This is a genomic window from Rhodanobacter sp. B04, assembly GCF_002001125.1.
In the GTDB taxonomy this organism is placed as follows: domain Bacteria; phylum Pseudomonadota; class Gammaproteobacteria; order Xanthomonadales; family Rhodanobacteraceae; genus Rhodanobacter.
The window spans coordinates 57790-76908 of the sequence record NZ_MUNV01000005.1; the positions used below are offsets into that span (position 1 = coordinate 57790).

At 65.9% G+C, this 19119-nt stretch carries 17 protein-coding genes and 1 riboswitch; of the genes, 7 read left to right on the top strand and 10 right to left on the bottom strand.

The window, feature by feature from the left end:
- Positions 1-28: 28 nt before the first annotated feature.
- Together recA and B0E46_RS00295 are read right to left on the bottom strand one after the other, a co-directional pair.
- Complete coding sequence (gene recA / locus B0E46_RS00290) at positions 29-1063, bottom strand: recombinase RecA (RefSeq protein ID WP_077553718.1); 1035 nt, start codon at positions 1061-1063, stop codon at positions 29-31.
- A gap of 137 nt (positions 1064-1200) precedes the next feature.
- Entirely contained in the window at positions 1201-1710 is a 510-nt protein-coding gene (locus B0E46_RS00295) for a CinA family protein (RefSeq protein ID WP_077553719.1), read from the bottom strand.
- A gap of 89 nt (positions 1711-1799) precedes the next feature.
- On the opposite strand from B0E46_RS00295, the gene mutS reads away from it, so the two are divergent.
- The gene (gene mutS / locus B0E46_RS00300) at positions 1800-4376 is read left to right on the top strand and encodes a DNA mismatch repair protein MutS (protein WP_077553720.1); all 2577 of its coding nucleotides are present in this window, start codon (positions 1800-1802) and stop codon (positions 4374-4376) included.
- Positions 4377-4441: 65 nt separating this feature from the next.
- On the opposite strand, the gene B0E46_RS00305 is transcribed toward mutS, so the two are convergent.
- Positions 4442-5626: an aminotransferase class I/II-fold pyridoxal phosphate-dependent enzyme gene (locus B0E46_RS00305; RefSeq protein ID WP_077553721.1), complete on the bottom strand. Its 1185-nt coding sequence runs from the start codon at positions 5624-5626 to the stop codon at positions 4442-4444.
- Between the two features lie 95 nt (positions 5627-5721).
- Between B0E46_RS00305 and B0E46_RS00310 the strand changes: the two genes are divergently transcribed.
- Complete coding sequence (locus B0E46_RS00310) at positions 5722-6198, top strand: Lrp/AsnC family transcriptional regulator (RefSeq protein WP_077553722.1); 477 nt, start codon at positions 5722-5724, stop codon at positions 6196-6198.
- 111 nt (positions 6199-6309) lie between these two features.
- Here the strand turns inward: B0E46_RS00310 and B0E46_RS00315 are convergent, their stop codons facing one another.
- Entirely contained in the window at positions 6310-7176 is an 867-nt protein-coding gene (locus tag B0E46_RS00315; RefSeq protein ID WP_254424984.1) for an alpha/beta hydrolase, read from the bottom strand.
- Positions 7177-7523: 347 nt separating this feature from the next.
- Positions 7524-7883: a hypothetical protein gene (locus tag B0E46_RS00320; RefSeq protein WP_077553724.1), complete on the bottom strand. Its 360-nt coding sequence runs from the start codon at positions 7881-7883 to the stop codon at positions 7524-7526.
- Between the two features lie 413 nt (positions 7884-8296).
- On the opposite strand from B0E46_RS00320, the gene B0E46_RS00325 reads away from it, so the two are divergent.
- Positions 8297-9739 (top strand): catalase, encoded by a 1443-nt coding sequence (locus B0E46_RS00325; RefSeq protein ID WP_077553725.1) that lies wholly within the window; start codon positions 8297-8299, stop codon positions 9737-9739.
- Between the two features lie 66 nt (positions 9740-9805).
- Here the strand turns inward: B0E46_RS00325 and B0E46_RS00330 are convergent, their stop codons facing one another.
- The 4 genes from B0E46_RS00330 to B0E46_RS00345 form a co-directional block, all read right to left on the bottom strand.
- The gene (locus B0E46_RS00330) at positions 9806-10369 is read right to left on the bottom strand and encodes a response regulator (protein ID WP_077553726.1); all 564 of its coding nucleotides are present in this window, start codon (positions 10367-10369) and stop codon (positions 9806-9808) included.
- 97 nt (positions 10370-10466) lie between these two features.
- Positions 10467-10847, bottom strand: coding sequence for an RNA-binding S4 domain-containing protein (locus B0E46_RS00335; RefSeq protein ID WP_077553727.1), 381 nt, complete (start codon positions 10845-10847; stop codon positions 10467-10469).
- A 34-nt stretch (positions 10848-10881) separates the two neighbouring features.
- The gene (locus B0E46_RS00340) at positions 10882-11472 is read right to left on the bottom strand and encodes a response regulator (RefSeq protein WP_077553728.1); all 591 of its coding nucleotides are present in this window, start codon (positions 11470-11472) and stop codon (positions 10882-10884) included.
- 77 nt (positions 11473-11549) lie between these two features.
- Positions 11550-12440: an AEC family transporter gene (locus B0E46_RS00345; RefSeq protein WP_077553729.1), complete on the bottom strand. Its 891-nt coding sequence runs from the start codon at positions 12438-12440 to the stop codon at positions 11550-11552.
- Positions 12441-12566: 126 nt separating this feature from the next.
- Between B0E46_RS00345 and B0E46_RS00350 the strand changes: the two genes are divergently transcribed.
- The 4 genes from B0E46_RS00350 to B0E46_RS00365 all read left to right on the top strand — a co-directional run bounded on the left by B0E46_RS00350 (position 12567) and on the right by B0E46_RS00365 (position 17333).
- Positions 12567-13700, top strand: coding sequence for a phosphotransferase (locus tag B0E46_RS00350; RefSeq protein ID WP_077553730.1), 1134 nt, complete (start codon positions 12567-12569; stop codon positions 13698-13700).
- Positions 13701-13733: 33 nt separating this feature from the next.
- Positions 13734-13830: riboswitch (TPP riboswitch) on the top strand.
- A gap of 57 nt (positions 13831-13887) precedes the next feature.
- Complete coding sequence (locus B0E46_RS00355) at positions 13888-16074, top strand: TonB-dependent siderophore receptor (protein WP_077554133.1); 2187 nt, start codon at positions 13888-13890, stop codon at positions 16072-16074.
- 1 nt (position 16075) lies between these two features.
- Positions 16076-16669, top strand: coding sequence for a nicotinamide riboside transporter PnuC (gene pnuC / locus B0E46_RS00360; RefSeq protein WP_077553731.1), 594 nt, complete (start codon positions 16076-16078; stop codon positions 16667-16669).
- Between the two features lie 88 nt (positions 16670-16757).
- Positions 16758-17333 (top strand): DUF4124 domain-containing protein, encoded by a 576-nt coding sequence (locus tag B0E46_RS00365; RefSeq protein WP_254424985.1) that lies wholly within the window; start codon positions 16758-16760, stop codon positions 17331-17333.
- 236 nt (positions 17334-17569) lie between these two features.
- On the opposite strand, the gene B0E46_RS00370 is transcribed toward B0E46_RS00365, so the two are convergent.
- On the bottom strand, positions 17570-18922 hold the full coding sequence (locus B0E46_RS00370) for a dipeptidase (RefSeq protein WP_077553732.1): 1353 nt from the start codon (positions 18920-18922) through the stop codon (positions 17570-17572).
- Between the last annotated feature and the right edge of the window lie 197 nt (positions 18923-19119).

Sequence of the window (19119 nt, forward strand, 5' to 3'; positions counted from 1 at the left end):
TGCTCTGGAGGCAACTAAGCGTCACGCCTCACGCTTCCTCGAGCGCCTCTTCCTGTGCGGCCGCAGGCTTGCCAACCGGCACCAGCAGGCGCGCGCGCAACTGCTGGTCGATCTCGTTGGCGGTGGCCGGGTTGTCGCGCAGGTACTGGCGCACATTCTCCTTGCCCTGGCCGATGCGGTCGCCGTTGTAGCTGTACCAGGCGCCGGACTTGTCGATCAGGTTCTGCGCCACGCCCAGCTCGATGATCTCGCCTTCGCGCGAGGTGCCCTCGCCGTACAGGATTTCGAACTCGCACTGGCGGAACGGCGGCGCCACCTTGTTCTTGACCACCTTGACGCGGGTTTCCGAACCGATGATCTCCTCGCCCTTCTTCACCGCGCCGATGCGGCGGATGTCCAGGCGCACCGAGGCGTAGAACTTCAGCGCGTTGCCGCCGGTGGTGGTTTCCGGGCTGCCGAACATCACGCCGATCTTCATGCGGATCTGGTTGATGAAGATCACCAAGCAGCCGGATTTCTTGATGTTGGCGGTGAGCTTGCGCAGCGCCTGGCTCATCAGGCGCGCATGCAGGCCGACATGGGAATCGCCCATCTCGCCCTCGATTTCCGCCTTCGGCGTCAGCGCGGCGACCGAGTCGACCACGACCATGTCGACCGCGCCCGAGCGCACCAGCATGTCGGCGATTTCCAATGCCTGCTCGCCGGTATCCGGCTGCGACACCAGCAGGTCGTCGACCTTGACGCCCAGCTTTTCCGCGTAGGTCGGGTCGAGCGCGTGCTCGGCATCGATGAACGCGGCGGTGCCGCCGGCGCGCTGGCAGCTGGCGATCGCCTGCAGGGTCATGGTGGTCTTGCCGGAGGATTCCGGACCGTAGATCTCGACCACGCGACCGCGCGGCAGGCCGCCGACGCCGAGCGCGATATCCAGCCCCAGCGAGCCGGTGGAGATCGTCTCGATCGCCTCGTTGACGCGGTCGCCCATGCGCATCACCGCACCCTTGCCGAACTGCTTCTCGATCTGGCCGAGGGCGGAAGTGAGGGCCTTGCGCTTGTTGTCATCCATCGTCTTGTATTCCGGTTGGGCTGTGAATGGGATGCATGATGCCCGGATCGAGTCTCACGGGCTGGGATCGAGGGCGATCGGCTGCAAGGCGGCCAGTATCCCACACCGGTCAAGTCGGTCTGGCGGCAGCTTGCGCCTCACTCGGTCAGGGTTTTCCGCAAGCCGATGAGCGCCGCGGCCACCGTCTGCCGCCGCACGGCCTCGCGATCGCCCGGAAAGTGGAACATCCGTGCGTGCCCGTAACCGCCGCGACGCTTCCAGCCGATCCACACCGTACCGACCGGCTTGTCCGGCGTGCCTCCCGATGGCCCGGCAATGCCGGTCACCGCCACCGCCACACCGGCGCCAAAGCGCGCCAGCGCACCGGAGACCATCTCCAGTACCGTTTCCTCGCTGACCGCACCGGTGTGTTCGAGCGTGCGTGGATTGACCCCGAGCAAGGCTTCCTTGGCTTCGTAGCTGTAGGTCACCACACCGGCGTCGAACCAGGCCGAACTGCCCGGCAGGTCGGTCAGCGTCTTGGCCAGCCAGCCGCCCGTGCAGGATTCGGCCGTGACCAGCATCAACCGGCACCGTTGCACTTCGGTCGCGACCTCGGCGGCCAGCGCCAGCAACTCGGCATCGGTAGGAACAGACGACAACTCCATGCGAGACTCCCGGACTTGAATGCACCTTGCGCCATGCGCAAGTGCACCGTTCTACCCGTTCCACGCGACCACGCCAAGACTTGCATTGCATGAGCCACGACGATCTCACCAAGCACACCCCGTTCATGCGCCAGTACCTCTCGGCCAAGGCCGAGCACCCGGAGGTGTTGCTGTTCTTCCGCATGGGCGACTTCTACGAATTGTTCTACGACGATGCACGCAAGGCGGCACGGCTGCTCGACATCACGCTGACCCAGCGCGGCCAGTCGGGTGGAGCACCGATTCCGATGGCTGGCGTGCCATACCACGCGGCGGAGAATTATCTGGCGCGGCTGGTGCGCCTGGGCGAGTCGGTGGCGATCTGCGAGCAGATGGGCGACCCGGCGCTGGCCAAGGGCATCGTCGAACGCAAGGTGGTGCGCATCGTCACGCCCGGCACGGTGACCGATGCGGCACTGCTGGAAGAACGTCGCGACAACCTGTTGCTGGCGATCGCGGCGGGGTCGAATGGCACGTACGGCCTCGCCTGGGTCGACCTGTCCAGCGGCCGTTTCCTGCTCAGCGAAGTACCCCACGCCGAAGCGCTGGCCGCCGAACTGGCGCGGCTGCAGCCGGCCGAGACCCTGGTCGACGAAAGCGTCGCGTGGCCGAAGCTGGTCGGCACGCTGCCCGGCCTGCGCAAGCGGCCGCCGTGGCACTTCGACACCGACGCAGCGAAGCGCGAGCTCAATCGCTTCTTCGGCACCCGCGACCTCGGCGGCTTCGGCGTGGACAACCTGCCGTTGGCCACCGCCGCGGCCGGCTGCCTGCTCGGCTATGTCGAGGAAACCCAGAAGAGCGCGCTGCCGCACCTCACCGGCATGGCGGTGGAAAGCGCCGGCGAGACGGTCGCACTGGACGCGGCCACCCGTCGCAATCTGGAACTGGACACGCATCCCAGCGGCCGCACCGAACACACCCTGCTCGGCGTGCTCGACGAGACGGTGACGCCGATGGGCACGCGCCTACTGCGCCGCTGGCTGAATCGGCCGCTGCGCTCGCGCGACCTGCTGCGCCAACGCCATCAGGCGATCGGCATGCTGATCGACAGCCGTCGCTACGAACCGCTGCGCGAACAGCTGCGCGGCATCGGTGACCTGGAACGCATCCTCGCTCGCGTGGCGCTGCGCTCGGCGCGGCCGCGCGACCTGTCCACCCTGCGCGACGGCCTCGCCGCCGCGCCGGTGTTGCGCGAACAGATCGCCGCGCTGGACAGCCCCCTACTGCATGCCCTGGTCGAACGCATCGGCGATCACGCCGACAGTGCCGCCCTGCTCGCCCGCGCCATCGTGGCGCAGCCGCCAGTCCTGCAGCGCGATGGCGGCGTGGTCGCCGACGGTTACGACGCCGAACTCGACGAGTTGCGCCGGCTGTCGACCCACGCCGATCAATACCTGGTCGAGCTGGAGGAGCGCGAGAAGGCCGCCAGCGGCATCAGCACGCTGAAGGTCGGCTACAACCGCGTGCACGGCTATTACATCGAGATCACCAAGGCACAGTCGGACAAGGCGCCCACGCACTACACGCGCCGGCAGACCACCAAGAACGCCGAACGCTACATCACCGAGGAGCTGAAGTCGTTCGAGGACAAGGTGCTGTCGGCGAAGGAGCGCTCGCTGATGCGCGAGCGCGCGCTGTACGAAGCGCTGCTCGACACACTCACCGGGAAACTCGAACCGCTGAAAGCCGCCGCCGCCGCGATGGCCGAACTCGACGTGCTCGCCACCCTGGCCGAGCGTGCCGAAGCGCTGGACTGGACTGCACCGGAACTCACCGACGAACCCGGCATCGCGATCGAGCGCGGCCGTCACCCGGTGGTGGAAAAGGTGCGTGACGAACCGTTCGAGCCGAACGACCTCGCGCTCGATGACGGCCGCCGCATGCTGGTGATCACCGGCCCCAACATGGGCGGCAAATCCACCTACATGCGGCAAAACGCACTGATCGTGCTGCTGGCGCATATCGGCAGCTACGTACCCGCATCACGCGCAGTAATCGGCCCGATCGACCGCATCTTCACCCGCATCGGCGCCGGCGATGACCTGTCACGGGGCCAGTCCACCTTCATGGTGGAGATGAGCGAGACGGCGAACATCCTGCACAACGCCACCGAACACAGCATGGTGCTGATGGACGAAGTCGGCCGCGGCACCAGCACCTACGACGGCCTTTCGCTGGCGCGCGCCGCCGCCGTACACCTGGCGCGCAACAGCCGCGCCTATACCTTGTTCGCCACGCACTACTTCGAGCTGACCGAACTGGCCGGCGAATACCCGACCATCGCGAACGTACATCTCGACGCCGTCGAATACGGCGAGCAACTGGTGTTCATGCACGCGGTGAAGGACGGTCCGGCCAACCGCAGTTTCGGCCTGCAGGTCGCCGCGCTCGCCGGCTTGCCGAAATCGGTGATCGCCGATGCGAAGCGCACGCTGGGCGAACTGGAGCGCGGCATGCACCAGCATGCCTCGGCGGCGAAACCCGTGACCGGGAATTCGCCGCAACTGGGGCTGTTCGCAGCGGCGGCCCCTTCTGCCGTGGAACGGGCACTGGAGGCGGTCGATCCGGATGCGCTGACCCCCCGCGAAGCGCTGGAGGCGCTCTACCGGCTCAAGGCGCTGGCCTGAAAGCGGGCGCGGCAGCGGATAACTGATCCGCGCCACCGCACCCGGCCACCGACGCCCGCCGGAGTTCAGGCCGCGGCGCTGAGCCGGGCCGCGTCCAGGGCCTGACGGAGATCGTCCCACACGTCCTCGACATGCTCGATGCCGACCGACAGCCGCAGCAAGCCCGGCGTGATGCCGTGCTGCGCCTGCGTGGCCGCATCCACCACGCGGTGGGTCAGCCCGGCCGGATGCTGGATCAAGGTGTCGACCGAACCCAGGCTCACCGCCGGCGTGGCCAGTTTCACGGCCGCCATGACCCTCGCCGCCGCGGCATGGCCGCCGCGCATCTCGAACGCCATCAGGCTGCCCGGTCCACGCATCTGCGTACCCACCAGGTGGGCCTGGGTCACCGTACCTAGGCCGGGATAGCTGACCTTCGCCACCATCGCGTGCGCAGCCAGCCGTTCGGCCAGGATCTGCGCGTTCTGCTGCGCCTTCAGCACGCGCAGCGACAGCGTCGGCAAGCCACGATGCAGCATATAGGCGCCGAGCGGGTGCAGCAGGCCGCCGGTGGCCGCGCGCACCTGGCGCAGAGCCACCGCCCAGTCGGCATTGCAGGCCACCACCCCGGCAATCACATCGCCGTGACCACCGAGAAACTTGGTCGCACTGTGCAGCACCAGGGTCGCCCCGAGCGCCACCGGCTGTTGCAGCACGGGTGTGGCGAAAGTGGAATCCACCAGCACCGGTACCGCATCGGCCGCCTTCACCACTGCGGCGATGTCGATCAGATCCAGCGTCGGATTGGCCGGCGTCTCGATGATCACCAGCGCCGTGTCGACATCGATCGCTGCAGCCACCTCCTCCGGCCGAACCCAGCGCGTGCGAATGCCGAGCAGGCCCGAGTTCAACAGATGATCGGTGGTGCCGTAGAGCGGGCGCACCGCAAGCACATGCTGGCCGCGCTGGCCAGCGGCCAGCAGGCAGGCCGACATGGCGGCCATGCCCGAACCAAACGCCACCGCGTCGGTGGTGCCCTCCAACTGCGCCAGCGCGTTTTCAAAACGCGCCACGGTGGGATTGTGCAATCGCGCATAGATCGGGTTGGCCGCCGTGGCCGCGCCGCCGACCAGCGCGTCGAAGCTCGCCGTGCCGTCGCCGAGGTCGCGCACCGGATAAGTGGTGGACAGATCCAGCGGCGGCGCATGCACGCCCAACTCGGAAAAGGCTTCGCGGCCGGCGTGGACACCGAGCGTTTCAGGATGCGCCATGATTCCAGTCTCATTCGATAGAATGATCTGATACTAGAATCAACCTATGCACTTAAAACCATCCACCGAATCTTATTTCGCCGTGAGCCACTTTCATGCATCTCGACCGAATTGACTTCGCGATACTGCGCGAGTTGCGAAAGAACGCGCGACTGCCGAACAAGAACCTGGCCGAACGCGTCGGCGTGGCACCGTCGACTGCACTGGAACGGGTACGCCGGCTGCGCGAGCATGGCGCCATCACCGGCTACCACGCGGAGGTCGCGCCGGCGGCGGTCGGCATCGGCCTGCAGGCGATGATCAGCGTGCGGCTGGCGCGGCATTCGCGCGAGGATCTGGACGCTTTCCACGCCTACCTGCTGACCATGCGCGAGGTGCTGGCGTTCTATCACGTCGCCGGCGCCAACGATTACCTGCTGCATGTGGCGGTAGCCGACAGCGACCACCTGCGCGACTTCGCACTGGACGCATTCACCACGCGCCGGGAAGTGGCGCATATCGAGACCAGCCTGATCTTCACCTTTCGCCGCAATCCCGACATGCCGATCTACCGGGCGCAGGACGATCAGTGAGCAGCTCCCGGCAACGCGCTTGGGATTGCCGCCGAGGCCGGCGCGGCGCTGGCTGGCAAGCAGCCCGTGCGACTGTGCAGAATCGCCAGTTATCCGAGAAGCATGCGCATCTCAGCCGCGACCGGGTTCCCGGACGCGTGACGCGCGCTTCTCATGCGCATGGATGAACATCAGCACGTCGTCCAGCGTCGGCGCATCGCCACGCAGCGGCCGTGATATCGAAAGCAGCAGCGCCGAATGACCCACGCCTGGGTAAAGCTTCAAGGTGACGTCCTCGTGCCGCGCCTGCATCGCACGCGCCAGCGACTTGCTGTTGGATGGATCGACTTCGTGATCGGCGGTTCCGTGCAATAGCAGCATCGGCGGTTCGGCGCCGTGCACGAACGACACCGGCTGTGCGCTACGCTGCTCGGCCGGCGTCTTGCCGAACATGCCGATCATGTCCTTTTCCTTCGCCGCGATCGGCACGAAGTCGTAGACGCCGGCCAGGCCGATGAAGCCGGCCAACTCACGCGGCTGCATGCCATCGGCCTCCAGCCAACGCGGGTCGGTGGCGAGCAAGGCCGCGATCTGCCCGCCGGCCGAATGGCCCATCACGAAAATGCCCCCGGCATCACCGCCGATCTGCGCGGCATGAGCATGGGTCCATGCCACCGCGTCCGCCGCGTCCCGCATGAAGCCGTCCATTTTCACGCCTGGATACTTGCGGTAATCCGGAACCACCACGATCACGCCGCGCGCAGCCAGCGCAGCGCCGGTGAAGCGGTACCACTGGCGCTTGCCGCGCATCCAGTCGCCGCCATAGAAGAAAACCACGATGGGCGCGTGCTCCACGGAGGCGGGACGATAGACATCAAGCGCGAGATGATGCTGCACGTCGAACACGACATCGCGCTCGACCTCGATGCCCCGGCGCTCGTCCGTGCTATTGAGTCCGGCAAACAGTGCGCCCTGGCAACCGCCCAGCAAGAGCAACACGCCGAGCGCCAGCAAGCACTTGAGACCGCAGGTCCGATGTATGGGCAAACGAAACTCCAGGTTGGCGGGAACGCCGGCGACAAAAATCCCGGGGGCACGCCCTGCGGCAGCGCACCGACTCGCTGGGGTGCAGCAGGTCCGGATCCGGACTACGAAACCATCCGGAATCACGATGTACCAGTCCAACATGACAGCTTAGCCAGAGATGCCGCCTCTGGCGTACGCCCCAGTTCACGCCATGCCCGGACGACGCTCAAGGCCGATCGGCCATGGCCGCCAAAAAGCCTCCACGTGCGAACACGGGAGGCTCAGGCAAGCAAGGCCTAGCGTCAGCGCATCCGAAACTATCAGTGCGTACGCTGACGGTGGATACGGCGGCTGTTCTTGTTCTCGGACTTGTTGAGGTTGTGCTGTTCCTGCTTGGTCAGATGGCCATTGTGCTTGGCCTCGTCGGCGCTCTCGCGCTGCGCGATATTGGAGTCATGCTTCTCGTCGCGTGCCTCCTGCTTGGCGTTGATCTGCCCATCCTTCACGCCGTTCTGGATGCGGTTCTGCTGGTTGTCCAGGCGCTGGTTGACCTCGTTGACGCGCGGATGCCCGGGAACCGCGGTGTCGGTTGTCGCCTGCGCCATGGCTGCGCCGGAAGCGAACACGGCGGAAACCAGCAACCCCATCAAGCTGAAGCGGAACGTCGTCTTTGCATTCATGAGTAACACCCTCGGTCATGTGAATTGGCAGGATTGGACATGTATCGGAGAGAACCGCGCCGTCGCCCGGGAGACATATTGGCATCCGTGCACATGGCTGACACTCGCACGTTGGGTCATTGGCGATCGAACAAGTGAGAGCCCCTTCCCCCGCGCTGGCCAGACAGGTCGACCCATCTGGTTGGCACAAGCACGGGGAACGGCATGACCGCGAGCCGCGTTGACCGTCACCGGCTTCGTCCCGGCATCTGTTCAGCCACGGTTGATGCAATCGCGGCCGTTGGCCCGGTAGCCGTCACGCATGCGCCGATCCACCGATAGTCAATGGCTATCGAAAGCATCCATACAACCTAATTCCCTCAATACGCCCTTGGGCGTAGCCTGCACAAGTCCCCACCGAGCAGGAACCCACCATGAGCCATGATCGCAAGACCCTGACCACCGACGCCGGTGCGCCGCTGGCCGACAACCAGAACAGCCTCACCGCTGGCCCGCGTGGTCCGCTACTGGTGCAGGACGTGGCGCTGTTCGAGAAGCACGCCCACTTCAACCGCGAGCGCATCCCCGAGCGCGTGGTGCATGCCAAGGCTTCGGCCGCATTCGGCACGTTGACGATCACCCACGACATCACCCGCTACACCCGCGCGAAATTGTTCGAGCCGGGCACGCAGACGCCGATGCTGGCACGCTTCTCCACCGTTGCCGGCGAGCGCGGCGCGGCCGATGCCGAGCGCGACGTGCGCGGCTTCGCGCTGAAGTTCTATACCGAGGAAGGCAACTGGGACCTGGTCGGCAACAACACGCCGGTGTTCTTCATCCGCGACCCGTACAAGTTTCCCGACTTCATCCACACGCAGAAGCGCGACCCGCGTACCAACATGCGCAGCGCCACGGCGATGTGGGATTACTGGTCGCTGTCGCCCGAATCGCTGCACCAGGTCACCACCTTGATGAGCGACCGCGGCATTCCGGCCAGCCTGCGCCACATGCACGGTTTCGGCAGCCACACCTTCAGCTTCTGGAACGAGGCTGGCGAACGCTACTGGGTAAAGTTCCACTTCAAGACCCAGCAAGGCATCAAGAACATCAGCAACGCCGAAGCCGCCAGGCTGATCGGCGAGGATCGCGAATCGCACCAGCGCGACCTGTACGAGGCGATCGAGCGCAAGGACTTCCCGAAGTGGACGATGTACGTGCAGATCATGCCCGAGGCCGATGCCGAGAAGACCCCGTACAACCCGTTCGACCTGACCAAGGTATGGCCGCACAAGGACTACCCGCTGATCGAGGTCGGCGTGATGGAGTTGAACCGCAACCCGGACAACTACTTTGCCCAGGTCGAGCAGTCCAGCTTCTCGCCGGCCAACGTGGTGCCCGGCATCGGTTTCAGTCCGGACAAGGTGCTGCAGTTCCGCCTGTTCTCCTACGCCGACGCCGCGCGTCACCGGCTTGGCGCGAACCACGACCAGCTGCCGGTGAACCAGCCGCGCTGCCCGGTGCACAACTACGCGCGCGACGGCCTGATGCGCTACGGCGACAACGGCGGCGGCCGGGTGAACTACGAACCGAATTCGTTCAGCGGTCCGGTCGAGGATCCGTCCGTGAAGGAACCGCCGCTGAGGATCTCCGGCGATGCCGACCGCTACGACCATCGCATCGGCAACGATGACTACACGCAGCCAGGCGACCTGTTCCGCCTGATGAGCGCGGACCAGCAGCAGCAGTTGTTCGGCAATATCGCCGCGGCGATGCAGGGCGTGCCGGAGGCGATCATCCAGCGCCAGCTCGGCCACTTCGCCAAGGCCGATCCGGCCTATGCGGCAGGCGTGGCCAAGGCGCTGGGACTCAAGGACTGATACGCGCGCCGCGCGCCAGCGACAAGCCGGCGACCGGGTTACCGTGTCGCCGGCATCGCCACCTGATCAAGCTGCCATGGTTGGCAAGACGTCTGTCGATGCTTCAGCCAGCATGGACAGCGGCATGACCCGTTCCCGCGCAACATCGCGTGCCATCAGGCGCCCCGAGCGGACCAGCTGATCGATGCAGGCAACTACTTCGTTCCGCCCGAACGGCTTCTTGATGAAGTCATCGGCGCCAAAACGCTGCACATAGAATTGTTCGGTCGCCTGCGGATTGCCGCTGATCATCACGATCGGGATGTGCCGGGTCAGCTCGTCATGGCGCAGCGCGCGCAACACGGCAAACCCGTTGATGCCGGGCAGCACGATGTCCAGGAAGATCAACGCCGGCAGTTCGCTGCGGGCCAGCTCGATCGCGCTCTCGCCATCGAGCGCCTTGGTCACGGCGTAGCCATCCTTGTCCAGCATCTTGCCCAGCACTGCGCAGATGGTCGGCGAATCGTCGACCACCAGCATGCGCGCACCGGTCACCGTCTGCAGGTGCATGTCCGCACGCTGCCCGTCACTGCCGGTGCCAAGCAGGCGCTTGAAGAAGCCGATGCCGTTCCTCAACGCGAGTCCGTCCATACAAGCCTCCGAATCGTGGGAGGTTGCGCCAGCGCGCAGCCCCATGGATATGTGCAGATGGTGCTGCAGATCGGGCCGGCTTTCTGGGATGCACTACTCAGCGCGTATGCTTCATGCGTCGCAATTCGCGACGATCCTGCTTGTCGGGGCGCTTGGCGGGGCCCGCGGCCCCCACCAGCTGGCGCTGCTCACGGGCGGCCTCCCTGGCCACCCGGCTGGTTTCGGTCTCGCGGAACAGCGTCTGCGCCACGCTGGCCGGGCCGCGCTTGTCGGACAAGGCCAGCACCTCGACTTCCAGCCGCTCCTCACCCCGGCCGATCTTCAGGCGGTCGCCGGTGCGCAACTGCTTCGCCGGCTTGCAGCCGGCGTCGTTGAGGTCGATCTTGCCGCCGTCAATCGCCTGCTTGGCAAGGCTGCGCGTCTTGAAAAAGCGCGCCGCCCACAGCCATACGTCGACGCGCACTTCGGTCAGTGACATGGCCTGCAAGGACACGGTCCGGCTGACGGACAGCTCAGGAATGTCCGTTGGGCGGCACGATCAGGTCATGCGGATCCGGCATCGCGATATCCGGAATCGCCGCGTGCTCGGCCTCGGTATGCTCGGGTTGCGCGGGCAACGACTCCTCGGCGGTGCGCTGGCGCACCACCAGCCGGCCGGTCTTGGTCAGGTGCTGGATTCGCGCGAACACCTCGCCACGACCGAACGGCTTCTTCATGAAGTCGTCGGCGCCAAAACGCTGCACGTAGAACTGCTCGGTCGCCTGCAGGTTGCCGCTGATCATCACGATCGGAATGTCCCGCGTCAGCGGATCGCGACGCAGCGCACGCAACACGGCAAAGCCGTTCATGCCCGGCAGCACGATGTCCAGAAAGATCAGATCGGGGCGCTCCTTGCGCGCCAGCTCGATCGCCGCTTCGCCATCCGGCGCCTTGAACACCACATGGCCGTCCTGGTTGAGCATCTTTCCAAGCACGGCGCGGATCGTGGCCGAGTCATCCACCACCAGCACCCAGGCACCCTTGGGCACGCCATCGCGCGGCACGGCCCGGCGCTCGGAAGGATCGCCTCCGAAGAGCCGCTTGAACACATCAAAACCCGCCATGACAGGACCCCCTACCCGCCCATGAGATGCCAGCTAGTCTCGACTCAGTAGCGATCCGGCGCAAGCCGGCAAAGTTCCTACCCCAGCCACAGGTTGCCCAACGGGACGGTCAGCAGCGACAGCACGATGCCGGCGCCCAGCACGGTGTTGGCCAGCGCGGGCTCCAGCTCGTACTCGTCGGCGAGGATCGCCGCGGAGACCATCGGCGCCATCGCCGCCTGCAATACCCCGACCGTGAGCACCAGGCCGCCCACGCCACTCGCCACGCCCATCGCCCAGCACAGCAGCGGCGCCAGCAGCAGTTTCCAGGCCAGCCCCCAGCCGACCGCACCCAGCTGGCGGTCGCTGGGACGGAACCTGAATTGCAGGCCGACCGAGAACAGCGCCAGTGGCGTCAACGTGACGCCGATCGGCGCAAACACCCCATGCAACAGTTCCGGCCAGCCGCCGCATTGGCCAGCCACGATGCCGACGACCAGTGCGACGAAGGCGGGAAACGTCAGGATGCGCCGCAGGATCAGCGCCGGCTCCGGTTTGCGCCCCGCATGGACCGAAGCCACCAAGATGCCGGCCGATGCGAGCAGCGGAAACGCGCCAAGCTGGTCGGCCACCACCGCCAGCGTCAAGCCCGGCTGGCCGTGCAGCGCCTGCATCAACGGGTAACCCATGAACGAGGTATTGCCCAGGCCGCAGACGAGGATCAAGGCGCCCGTGCGTTGCCGCGACCAGCCCAGCCGCGGCCCGAGCAGGCCGAACAGCAGCCACGCGCCGCCGAACGTGAGCACCATCGCCGCCACCGGAAACCACAGCTGCGGATCGAACTTCACCCCGGGGATCAGATCCAGCACCAGCGCCGGCAGCGCCACGTTGATCACCCACCAGTTGATGCCCGCCACGATACCCACCGGCGGCTTCGCAAAGCGCGCCACCAGCACGCCCAGGAACAGGCAGACGAACAGCAGCAGCATTGCGCTCATCGGATGGCGGCAGACCACAAGGGGAAGGCTTCCCATTAAACGCGATGCCGTACGCGTGCGAAAGCGTGCAGCGCACCCTTCAGCGATAATCCAGCGCCTGCCCATCATCAGCTGCCCATGAACGACCCCACCCACGTCGCGCACGGACTGGCCGGCGACAGCACGCCACCGGACTGGCCCACGCTGACCGTGGCCGAGGTCGACACGCTGCTGCGCGGCTATCCGCAGCTCGGCACAGCCACGCGCATCGATTGGCACAGTCCGCGCCCGCTGTCGGCCGCCTGCCTGGTCGAAACCACCGGCGGGACCGTCTTCATCAAGCGCCATCACCGCAGCGTGCGTTCGGTCGCCACGCTCAGCGAAGAGCACCGCCTCATCGCCCATCTGCGCGGCAACGGCATGCCGATACCGATGGTGCTGGGTAATGTGCGGGGGCAAACCGCCGTGGCGCTCGGCGACTGGGTCTACGAGGCGCACGAACACGCTGCCGGTATCGACATCTATCGCGACGCGATCTCGTGGTCGCCGTTACCGAACCGCGAACACGCGATCAGCGCCGGCCACATGCTGGCGGCATTGCATGATGCCGCCACCGGCTACCGCGGCGCCCAGCGCGATACCCATGTCCTGGTCGCGCGCAGCGAGCTGATCACCGCATCCGACCCGATCGCCACGCTGCAGGCGCAACTGCGGCAGCGACCGGGTCTGGCCGATTACCTGCGCGATCGCGACTGGCAAACCGATCTCGCCGAGCTGTTCGCGCCCTGGCATGCCGCGCAGCCGCAGCTGGCGAAACAGACACGGCTGTGGACACACGGCGACTGGCATGTCTCCAACCTGTGCTGGAGCGACGACCGCGTGGATGCACGCATCACCGCCGTACTCGACTTCGGTCTCGCCGCCGCCAACTGCGCACTGTTCGATCTCGCCACCGCGATCGAGCGCAACGCGATCGCGTGGCTGGCGCTGGACACCGGCGAGGCAGCCGTGCACCTCGATATCGCCCGTGCGCTGATCGAAGGCTATCGGCGGCAGCGCCCGCTGGAGGCCGCCGAGATCCATCTGCTGGCCGACCTGCTGCCACTGGTGCATGTGGATTTCGCGCTGTCCGAGGTCGAGTATTTCCACCGCATCACCGGCTCGCGCGTCAACGCCGACGTGGCTTACGACACCTTCCTGCTTGGCCACGCGGCCTGGTTCGCGACGCCACCGGGACAGCTCTTGCTGCAGGCCGTCCGCGACAACGCCTGACCCGGCCAACGGCCATTCGTGGTTCAATACGCATTCTTGAAGCGGGGGTGCCCGGTGTCTGCCGGGCTGAGAGAGTCCCTTGGAACCTGATCCGGCCAGTACCGGCGTAGGGAGCTTGCTGATCCAGCGCGTCCATTCGGACGTCCGGATCGCCGTCGCTTCGTCCGCAATAAAGAAGACGATAACGATGGTTTCATTCCGTACTCCCCTCGCCCGTACGCCACTGATCCTTGCCCTGCTGTCGGTGATGACGTTCGCCCATGCACAGGACGACGCCGCATCCCAGCAGCAGGCCACGCCGCTGGCACCGGTGCATGTGCATGCGGACAGCAGCAGGGGCTATCACACCGACAGCACGGACCTCGGCGGCCTGGGCAACACGTCGCTGCACGACACGCCGGCCGCCATCACGGTGATTACCCGCGACCAGCTCGACGACCGCCAGCCGCGTACGTTGAGCGAACTGGCGCATGCCGACGCCGCGCTCGGCGACAACTACGCACCGGTCGGCTACTACCAGGACATCGCGATCCGCGGCTTCGCGCTGGATCTGGCCAGCGGCTTCCGCTTCAACGACCTCAGCATGGCCGGCGAACAATACATGACGCTGGAAGACAAGCAGCAGGTGGAGATCCTCAAGGGACTCGCCGGCCTGGAAGCAGGCGTGGTCGCCCCCGGCGGCCTCGTCAATTACGTCAGCAAGCGTCCGGCCGATGTGCATACCGTCACGGTCGGCACCGATTCGGAAGGCTCGCGTTATGAGGCGCTCGATGTCGGCACGTGGCTGACGCCGGACTTCGGTGTGCGCGTGAACGCGGCCCACGAAGACATGAACTCCTACGTGCAGCATGCCGATGGCCGCCGCAGCTTCATCTCACTGGCAGCGGACTGGAAGATCAGCCCCGACGCCACGCTGCAGCTGGACACCGATTACCAGACCAGCGGGCAGCGCTCGGTCTCCGGCTACCAGCTGCTCGGCGGCACGATGATTCCGCCCGACCCCAGCCGCACCCGCATGCTCGGCTTCGAGCCGTGGCAGCAGCCGGTCGGCATCCACGCCAGCAACAGCACGCTGCGTTTCAACTACACGTTCAATGACCACTGGCAGGCACAGGTATCCGCCGGCCACAGTCACGTGGCGATCGACGACAACGTCGCCTTCGCCTACGGCTGCTTCTATTCGCCAGGCTGCGCCAGCGGCGCCACGCCGGGCTGGTTCTTCGCGCCGAACGGCGACTACGACGTCTACGACTATCGCAGCCCCGACGACAATCGCCAGAACGACGAGCTGCGCGCGGTGCTCAAGGGGACGTTCGACACCGGCATCTTCACGCATGAACTCAGTGTCGGTGCCAGCACGTTCCAGCGCACGCTCAACCAGCGCCCGTATGTCTACGACTACGTCGGTACCGCCAACATCGACGAAGTCGATCCGCCGTACTTCGCGCCGTCGCCGAACCAGCCCGGGCCCTCGGCGCGCCGGCTGGACAGCTGGCAGCGCTCGCTGTTTGCACTCGATCGCATGCATCTCGGCTCGCAATGGCAGATCCTCGCCGGCGGCCGTTACGTGCAATTGAATGAGAGCGCGTTCGACGACGGCGGCGTACTGCAGCGCCATACCGTGGAGAACAAGCTGCTGCCGCAGGCGGCCGTGCTGTGGCAGCCGACCGCCGCGCTGACGGCCTACGCCAGCTACAGCGAAAGCCTATCGCTGGGCGGCGAAGCGCCGTACTGGGCATCGAACGGCAACGCCGTGCTGGCACCGCTGCTGGCGCGCCAGGCCGAAGCCGGCGTCAAGTACGAATGGAGCGATGCGCTGAGCCTGCAGGCCGCGCTGTACCGCATCCATCAGCCGTACCAGTTCGCGCAGCCGGACAACACGCCTGAAGGCTTCACCTTCGTGCAGCAGGGCAACGAGGTGCACACCGGGCTGGAACTCAATGCCGCCGGCCAGCTGAGCGACAACCTGCGCCTCACCGCCAGCGCCGACCTGATCCAGGCACGCGCCGAGGACACCGGCACGCCCAGCTACGAAGGCCACCAGATCGTCAACGTGCCGCGCCTGCGCACGTCGGTGTACCTGGATTACCGCCTGCCGTTCGCGGTCAATCTCAGCCTGCTCGGCGGCTGGCGCTACAGCAGCTCCAACCCCGCCACGCCGAACGGGCTGGTCAGCGTACCGGCCTACAACGTGTTCGATAGCGGTCTGCGCTACGTCACTTCGTGGAACGGCCACGCACTGACCTGGCGGCTGAACATCGACAACGTGTTCAACCATTTCTACTGGCGCGACACCGGCACCTCCGGCGGCGACAGCTACCTGTTCCGGGGTGCGCCACGGCTGGCCCGACTCTCACTGACCTACGCGTTCTGACATGACCCTGATCGAACTCATCGCCGCGCTGCTCAGCGCCTGGGGCGTCTGGCTCACCGCCAAGCGCCGGCCGTGGTGCTGGCCGGTGGGCCTGGTCTCGGTACTGGTCTACACCTGGGTCTTCGTCGACGCCAAGCTGTATTCCGATGCGCTGCTGCAACTGGCCTTCGCCGCACTGATCGTCTACGGCTGGGTGCGCTGGTTGCAGCACATGGGGGACGACGGTCGCGTATTGGTGGCGCCCTTGCTGCGCCAGCAAGCCGCGCTGCATATCGTGCTCGGCACGCTCGGCGCGCTCGCGCTGGGCTTTGCCATGCACCGCTGGACCGACGCCGCGCTACCCTGGCTGGATGCAGCATTGACCGCCTTCAGCCTGGTCGCCCAATGGTGGCAGGCGCGCCGGCATATCGCCGCGTGGTGGCTGTGGATCGTGGTCGATGTGATCTACGTGGGCGAATACGTCTACAAGTCGCTGCTGATCACCTCGGTGCTGTATGCCGGCTTCATCGTGCTGGCGGCGATCGGGCTGCGCAGCTGGCGGCAGGCCAGGGCTGGTCGAGAAACCGCTCGAACCGCCCCGGATCCTCGCGGCTGACAGGCTACACATTTTCATTACGCAGGGTCGGGCCCATCGGCGCAAAATAGCCCTCGCCATGAAAACCCCGATCGCAAGAAAGCGTCTTGTGTGCATCGCCATCCTGTTGCTGGCCGCGGCGCCGGCTGCCGGTGCGCAAAGCATCTACAAATGCACCAAGGCCGGCCAGGTCGAGTACACCGACCACCCCTGCCGCAGCGGCAAAACCGAACTGATCCATCAAGCCAGCGACAGCGAAATCATCGACCAGTATCTCGACCTGGGCCAGGACGCCCTCGCCAGGAACTATGCGGACTCGCATCACCTCGAAGTGCTCTACAAGGAACTCCTCGAAGCACGCCGGCAGAAGCAGCAAGCCGAAGCCCAGCAGCAGGCCGACTACGACAAGCAGCGCGACGCGGACGCACGGCAACAGGCACTCATCGACGCAGCCGCCTACCGTGGCCGGCTGGAGGGCGAGAACGACGCCTTGCGCCAGCAGAACGCCCAGTACCTTGACCAGCAAACGCAGCCTGTCTACGGCGATGCGTTTCCCTACTGGGGCGCCATGCCGCCGTACTGGAATCGTGGCCATGACCACGATCACGACGGCACGCACCATCCGCCGCCCAAGCCGGTCTTCCATCCGTGCGCGTCGCTTGCGGGTGGACGGGTGCGCTGCTGAAGATCTTAACGATTCCCGCCGAACAAGTGCGGCACTCAAGCGCGGCTGATAGCGAGTTCTGCTGCATCCATTCGATCACACAGGAACGGGCTCTGACCGATCCAGCGCTTCCCGCCGCCAATCGTTTGTCTATTCATGCTCGATGCGGACAACGGGAGCGCTCGAGCTGCATGCCTTGCCGACAGGAAGGATCCAACCGTTCACATCGGCCGCCTGCCACTTGATCAGCGATTGCCTTACGAAGATTTTTTCGCAACAACAGCATCCAGCTGTTCGATCGTCGCCGACGATGGCGGCTCGCTTGCCTGCAGCTGCGCAGCCACGGCGGCGGCTTCGCGCAGTACCCGCAGCATGTTGCCACCGGCGAGCTTGCCGAGTTCCTCGTCGGTCCAGCCGCGACGTGCCAGCTCCACGAGCAGGGCCGGGTACTTGTCGACGCCTTCCAGGCCCTGCGGCGTATCGGGAATGCCGTCGAAATCGGAACCGATCCCGACGCAGTCGATCCCCGCCACCTTGCGCACGTGTTCGATGTGATCGGCGACCATCGCCAACGTGACGACGGGCCTGGGATGCTTGCGGTCCCATTCGGCCAGCGCCGCCTTCGCCCGCTCGGGCTGACCGATGTAGAGGCCGGCGTAAGGTGGCGCGTTGTAGCGGGTCTGCTCGGCGGCACGATCGGCTTCCCAGCGCGCGCGCGCGGCCGATACATAGGACGGCGCAAAGGTCACCATCACGATGCCGCGGTTGCGCGCCACCATCTTCAGCACGTCGTCCGGCACGTCGCGCGGATGATCGTCCAGTGCGCGCGCACCGGAGTGCGAAAACATCACCGGCGCAACCGAGGCATTCAGGGCAGCACGCATCGTATCCGGGGATACGTGGCTGAGATCGACCAGCATGCCTAGCCGGTTCATCTCATGCACCACCACGCGTCCGAACGGGGTCAGCCCGTGATGCTTCGGCGCATCCGTTGCCGAATCGGCCCAGTCGTTGTCCAGCGTGTGGGTCAGCGTCATGTAGCGCGCACCGGCTGCATACATCTGGCGCAGCACCGGCAGCGAGTCGTCGATCTGGTGACCGCCCTCGATGCCGATCAGCGATGCCACGCGGCCGGCCTTGAACGCCTGCATGATGTCCTCCGCCGAATAGGCCATCTGCAGATCCTTCGGATAGCGCGCCACCATGGTGTGCACGATATCGATCTGCTCCAGCGTCATTTTCACCGCCGCTGGGCCAGTCACGGTCGGTGGAATCCACACTGACCAGAACTGCGCACCGAGATGACCCTTGTGCAGGCGCGGGATGTCCGTCATCAGCGGCGATGGCATCTCACCGTCCTCAGGCTTCAGCGGAAGGTTCGCGGTACTGACGCCGAGGTCCACGCCGGCGGCATTGCCGAAACGCTCGCGGATTTCCCAGGCCAGATCGTTGTGGCCGTCGATCAACGGCGTCGTGGCGAGCACGCGATCGACCCGTGCGGTCAGAGTCGCCTCATCGGGTCGGGCCGCGATCGCCGGCGACGCGCACAGCATGGCCAGGATTGTTGCCAGGCCGACCATGGCCTGGGTCGAACGTCTGCTGCTCGTCATGTTCTTGCCCTCCTGTTGTTACGAATGCGCAGCCATCGTTTCTTGCGTACCGCAGCAGGTTCTCCACACCCAACATGCCTATCCATTTGGCCATTCGAAGGCATCCGATTCGACCTTTGCCAAGCAGCGGCGGATGTCAGTCACCGTGCACTTTGTGCGTGTAAGCGCCAGCAGCGATGGACAAGGGTACATCGCAG